Here is a 6002-nt window from a genome sequence, read left to right as displayed (position 1 = left end):
GGTATAGGGAGCTGACGATGACCTACTCTCACATGGGCGGACCCACACTACCATTGGCGCTACGATGTTTCACTTCTGAGTTCGAGAAGGGATCAGGTGGTTCCATCGTGCTATTGTCGTCAGCAAAGGGGGTATAGATATGAGTTGGTTAAGTGTTGACTTAACTTTGATTTGACTATGTATTTATCAAGAACCTGAATCAAGGTTGCTATTAATAAGCAATCATCAGGATGATATCGAAATAATTTATCTCTATTTAATAACCATTGCACGTTTTGTCTGTCAAGGGACGCTCGAAGTAATCCGAGCGTGCGTGACAGACGCACAATTAAGTTCTTTATAGATAGCTTAGCTACAAAACCACTTGGGTGTTGTATGGTCAAGCCGATCGAGCAATTAGTACAGGTTAGCTACACGCATCACTGCGCTTCCACACCCTGCCTATCAACGTTGTCGTCTTCAACGGCTCTTAAGGGAAATCTAATCTTGAGGTGGGCTTCCCGCTTAGATGCTTTCAGCGGTTATCCCATCCGAACGTAGCTACCGGGCAATGCCATTGGCATGACAACCCGAACACCAGCGGTTCGTCCACTCTGGTCCTCTCGTACTAGGAGCAGATCCTCTCAAATTTCCAACGCCCACGGTAGATAGGGACCGAACTGTCTCACGACGTTCTAAACCCAGCTCGCGTACCTCTTTAAATGGCGAACAGCCATACCCTTAGGACCTGCTTCAGCCCTAGGATGAGATGAGCCGACATCGAGGTGCCAAACACCGCCGTCGATATGAACTCTTGGGCGGTATCAGCCTGTTATCCCCAGAGTACCTTTTATCCGTTGAGCGATGGCCCTTCCATACAGAACCACCGGATCACTAAGACCTACTTTCGTACCTGCTCGACTTGTGGGTCTCGCAGTTAAGCGCGCTTTTGCCTTTATACTCTTTGAACGATTTCCGACCGTTCTGAGCGCACCTTCGTACTCCTCCGTTACTCTTTAGGAGGAGACCGCCCCAGTCAAACTACCCACCATACATTGTCCTCGGTATTGTTATACCTGAGTTAGAACCCCAACATGACCAGGGTGGTATTTCAAGGATGGCTCCACAAATACTGGCGTATCTGCTTCAAAGCCTCCCACCTATCCTGCACAAGTCAGGTCAAAGTTCAATGTAAAGCTGTAGTAAAGGTTCACGGGGTCTTTCCGTCTAGCCGCGGGTACACAGCATCTTCACTGCGATTTCGATTTCACTGAGTCTCTGCTGGAGACAGCGCTGCCATCATTATGCCATTCGTGCAGGTCGGAACTTACCCGACAAGGAATTTCGCTACCTTAGGACCGTTATAGTTACGGCCGCCGTTTACTGGGGCTTCGATCAAGACCTTCGCTTACGCTAAGCCCATCAATTAACCTTCCAGCACCGGGCAGGCATCACACCCTATACGTCCACTTTCGTGTTTGCAGAGTGCTGTGTTTTTAATAAACAGTTGCAGCAGCCTGGTATCTGCGACTGCTAGTAGCTTACGGAGCAAGTCCTTCACCACCAGCAGCGTACCTTCTCCCGAAGTTACGGTACCATTTTGCCTAGTTCCTTCAGCAGAGTTCTCTCAAGCGCCTTGGTATTCTCTACCTGATCACCTGTGTCGGTTTAGGGTACGATTCGTTTATGACTATCGTTTAGAAGCTTTTCCTGGAAGCATGGTATTTGCCACTTCGCTGTACAAGTACAGCTTGCTATCAGATCTCGGTATTAACAACAGCCCGGATTTACCTAAGCCGTCTACCTACATCCTTCCACCTGGACAACCATCGCCAGGCTGGCATAACCTTCTCCGTCCCTCCATCACATCATAAACAAGTATCAGAATATTAACTGATTTCCCATCGACTACGCCTTTCGGCCTCGCCTTAGGGGTCGACTCACCCAGCCCCGATTAACGTTGGACTGGAACCCTTGATCTTCCGGCGTGGATGCTTTTCACACCCATTATCGTTACTCACGTCAGCATTCGCTCTTGTGATACCTCCAGCATGCCTTACAGCACACCTTCACAGGCTTACACAACGCTCCCCTACCACTTGAAACAATTTTCAAATCCGCAGCTTCGGCTCCTAGTTTGAGCCCCGTTACATCTTCCGCGCGGGCCGACTCGACTAGTGAGCTATTACGCTTTCTTTAAAGGATGGCTGCTTCTAAGCCAACCTCCTAGCTGTCTATGCCTTCCCACTTCGTTTCCCACTTAACTAGGAATTTGGGGCCTTAGCTGGCGGTCTGGGTTGTTTCCCTCTCCACGACGGACGTTAGCACCCGCCGTGTGTCTCCCGGATATCACTCATCGGTATTCGGAGTTTGCATCGGTTTGGTAAGTCGGTATGACCCCCTAGCCGAAACAGTGCTCTACCCCCAATGGTGTTCGTCCGAGGCGCTACCTAAATAGCTTTCGGGGAGAACCAGCTATCACCGAGTTTGATTAGCCTTTCACCCCTATCCACAAGTCATCCCCTGGCTTTTCAACGACAGTGGGTTCGGTCCTCCGGTGCCTGTTACGGCACTTTCAACCTGCTCATGGATAGATCACTCGGTTTCGGGTCTATACCCTGCAACTATACGCCCTATTAAGACTCGGTTTCCCTACGGCTCCCCTAATGGTTAACCTTGCTACAGAATATAAGTCGCTGACCCATTATACAAAAGGTACGCGGTCACGGATCAAGTCCGCTCCCACTGCTTGTACGCACACGGTTTCAGGTTCTATTTCACTCCCCTCACAGGGGTTCTTTTCGCCTTTCCCTCACGGTACTGGTTCACTATCGGTCAGTCAGGAGTATTTAGCCTTGGAGGATGGTCCCCCCATCTTCATACAGAATTTCTCGTGTTCCGCACTACTTAATATGCTTGCATTTATGTTTCGAATACGGGGCTATCACCCACTATGGCCAGATTTCCCACTCTGTTCTTCTACATAAAATTAAGTCGGCTCCTCCCCGTTCGCTCGCCGCTACTAGGGGAATCTCTTTTGATGTCTTTTCCTAAGGGTACTGAGATGTTTCACTTCCCCTCGTTCGCCTACCAGTAAACTGGTATACCTAGCTTACGCTAGGTGGGTTTCCCCATTCAGAAATCTCCGGATCACAGGATATTGCCGCCTCCCCGAAGCTTATCGCAGGCTGTCACGTCTTTCATCGCCTCTGACTGCCAAGGCATCCACCATGTGCGCTTAATTACTTGACCATACAACCCCAAGTAGACTTGAGGTATAAGTATGAATAGCAATTATAACGATATCACCTTGATAATTTACGCTTGATTCAGTTCTCTTATTACCTTCGATAACTAACCTCTTGGGATAACAACTGATGTCGTTAAAAGATTAGTCATCTGGTTAATATCCTACTCAGTGATGGGTAGGCTATTAACCATATTACAACTCATATCTATGTTTTTAAATAGTAATAACGCTGTCATCCAGTCGTCATATTGTCTCTGTATAAAACAGAAGTAAGTAATTGCTTATGTACCTTATCGTTAAGTTACTAATCACTTAATTCTACTTTATTAGCTCTGGGTCTATTTATATATGTTATATATGGTGGAGCCAAGGAGAGTCGAACTCCTGACCTCCTGCGTGCAAGGCAGGCGCTCTACCAGCTGAGCTATGGCCCCTGAGAGCCGCTCGGGCGAAGCACTGCTTCGCTAGGCTCGCAAGAGAAAATTGCTTAAAGGCAATTTTCTATAAGTCTTGCTGACGCATTGAGCGTTTTTACAATCTGCTTTTGAATCTACTGTGCTAATAATATGGTGGGTCTAGGTGGACTTGAACCACCGACCCCCGCGTTATCAACACGGTGCTCTAACCAGCTGAGCTATAGACCCTGAGAAGCGTTAAAAAATTGCATTGCAATTTTAGCTTCGCAAGGAAAATCCTTTAAATAGGATTTTCAAAAAGCTATGCTATTGCACAATCTTCTAAAGCTTATTAAAGCTTTTATCTACTAAAATCAAAGAACAACTTGTTGTGAATTCTTGCTGACCGAATGCGTCAATAAGGAGGTGATCCAGCCGCAGGTTCCCCTACGGCTACCTTGTTACGACTTCACCCCAGTCATCGACCACACCGTGGTAAGCGCCTCCCCGAAGGTTAGGCTACCCACTTCTGGTGCAATCAACTCCCATGGTGTGACGGGCGGTGTGTACAAGGCCCGGGAACGTATTCACCGCGGCATTCTGATCCGCGATTACTAGCGATTCCGACTTCATGGAGTCGAGTTGCAGACTCCAATCTGGACTACGATAGGCTTTTTGAGATTCGCATCACATCGCTGTGTAGCTGCCCTCTGTACCTACCATTGTAGCACGTGTGTAGCCCTGGTCGTAAGGGCCATGATGACTTGACGTCGTCCCCGCCTTCCTCCAGTTTGTCACTGGCAGTATCCTTAGAGTCCCCGGCATAACCCGCTGGTAACTAAGGAAAAGGGTTGCGCTCGTTGCGGGACTTAACCCAACATCTCACGACACGAGCTGACGACAGCCATGCAGCACCTGTATTCTAATTCCCGAAGGCACTCTCGTATCTCTACAAGATTCTAGATATGTCAAGACCAGGTAAGGTTCTTCGCGTTGCATCGAATTAAACCACATGCTCCACCGCTTGTGCGGGCCCCCGTCAATTCATTTGAGTTTTAACCTTGCGGCCGTACTCCCCAGGCGGTCTACTTATTGCGTTAGCTGCGTCACTAAGGGATCAAGTCCCCCAACGACTAGTAGACATCGTTTACGGCGTGGACTACCAGGGTATCTAATCCTGTTTGCTACCCACGCTTTCGAACCTCAGTGTCAGTATGATGCCAGGAGGCTGCCTTCGCCATCGGTATTCCTTCAGATCTCTACGCATTTCACCGCTACACCTGAAATTCTACCTCCCTCTCACCTACTCTAGCCCAACAGTTTTAGATGCAGTTCCCAGGTTAAGCCCGGGGATTTCACATCTAACTTATTAAGCCACCTACGCTCGCTTTACGCCCAGTAATTCCGATTAACGCTTGCACCCTCTGTATTACCGCGGCTGCTGGCACAGAGTTAGCCGGTGCTTATTCTGCAGCTAATGTCATCGCATACGGGTATTAACCGTATGGTCTTCTTCACTGCTTAAAGTGCTTTACAACCAAAAGGCCTTCTTCACACACGCGGCATGGCTGGATCAGGGTTGCCCCCATTGTCCAATATTCCCCACTGCTGCCTCCCGTAGGAGTCCGGACCGTGTCTCAGTTCCGGTGTGGCTGATCATCCTCTCAGACCAGCTACAGATCGTCGCCTTGGTAGGCCTTTACCCCACCAACTAGCTAATCCGACTTAGGCTCATCCAATAGCGAGAGCGCAAGCGCCCCCTTTTCCCCGTAGGGTGTATGCGGTATTAATACGAGTTTCCCCGTGCTATCCCCCACTACTGGGCAGATTCCTAAGTATTACTCACCCGTCCGCCGCTCGACGCCTGATAGCAAGCTATCATCGTTTCCGCTCGACTTGCATGTGTTAAGCCTGCCGCCAGCGTTCAATCTGAGCCATGATCAAACTCTTCAGTTTAATCTTGCTATGTAACCCTTTAAAGAGGTTACTAAAACTTGGCTCATTCTTTCTGGCGTTCTTCTTTCCGTTCTTTCATAAATGAATTAACTTCGAGTTTTCTTGCTGTTAAGAATGATAATTTTTATAGTTAGTCACTACCCCGATAAGAGATAGCCCCAACTTTAATTTCTCAGCATTCTATGTCAACAAAAATCCACACAAGTTGTTCTTTGATTCTAGTTTTTAAATAGTTGACTTATCTCGTCGTCCGAGGTAAGTTATTCACTAATAATGTAATAATAAGCTATCTGCCGTTCTTACTTAGTGAGCCGTCTAGTATATGGTCTAACTATATATCTGTCAAGCTTTTATTTATTCTTCATTTAGGTTCCTAAAGCTCTAAACCTTCTCTTTCAAGTCAGGTTGTTTACTTCGTTTCC

The 6002-nt window shown here is 47.9% G+C and carries 2 tRNA genes and 3 rRNA genes; all 5 read right to left on the bottom strand.

Annotation, left to right across the window (positions count from 1 at the left end):
* Window positions 1–9 precede the first annotated feature (9 nt).
* Window positions 10–124, bottom strand: a 5S ribosomal RNA gene (rrf, locus tag AC2SLL_RS12095).
* A gap of 251 nt (window positions 125–375) precedes the next feature.
* Window positions 376–3231, bottom strand: a 23S ribosomal RNA gene (locus tag AC2SLL_RS12090).
* 356 nt (window positions 3232–3587) lie between these two features.
* Window positions 3588–3663: transfer RNA gene (locus AC2SLL_RS12085), tRNA-Ala, on the bottom strand.
* Window positions 3664–3796: 133 nt separating this feature from the next.
* Window positions 3797–3873 (bottom strand) — tRNA-Ile (locus tag AC2SLL_RS12080).
* A 170-nt stretch (window positions 3874–4043) separates the two neighbouring features.
* Window positions 4044–5580 (bottom strand): 16S ribosomal RNA (locus AC2SLL_RS12075).
* Together the 16S, 23S and 5S rRNA genes with 2 tRNA genes alongside form the textbook arrangement of a ribosomal RNA operon.
* Window positions 5581–6002 lie beyond the last annotated feature (422 nt).

The sequence above is a fragment of the Psychrobacter sp. CX97 genome (assembly GCF_057396285.1).
The sequence above is the reverse complement of the archived record's forward strand: the minus strand, read 5'-3'. Positions and strand labels throughout refer to the sequence as shown.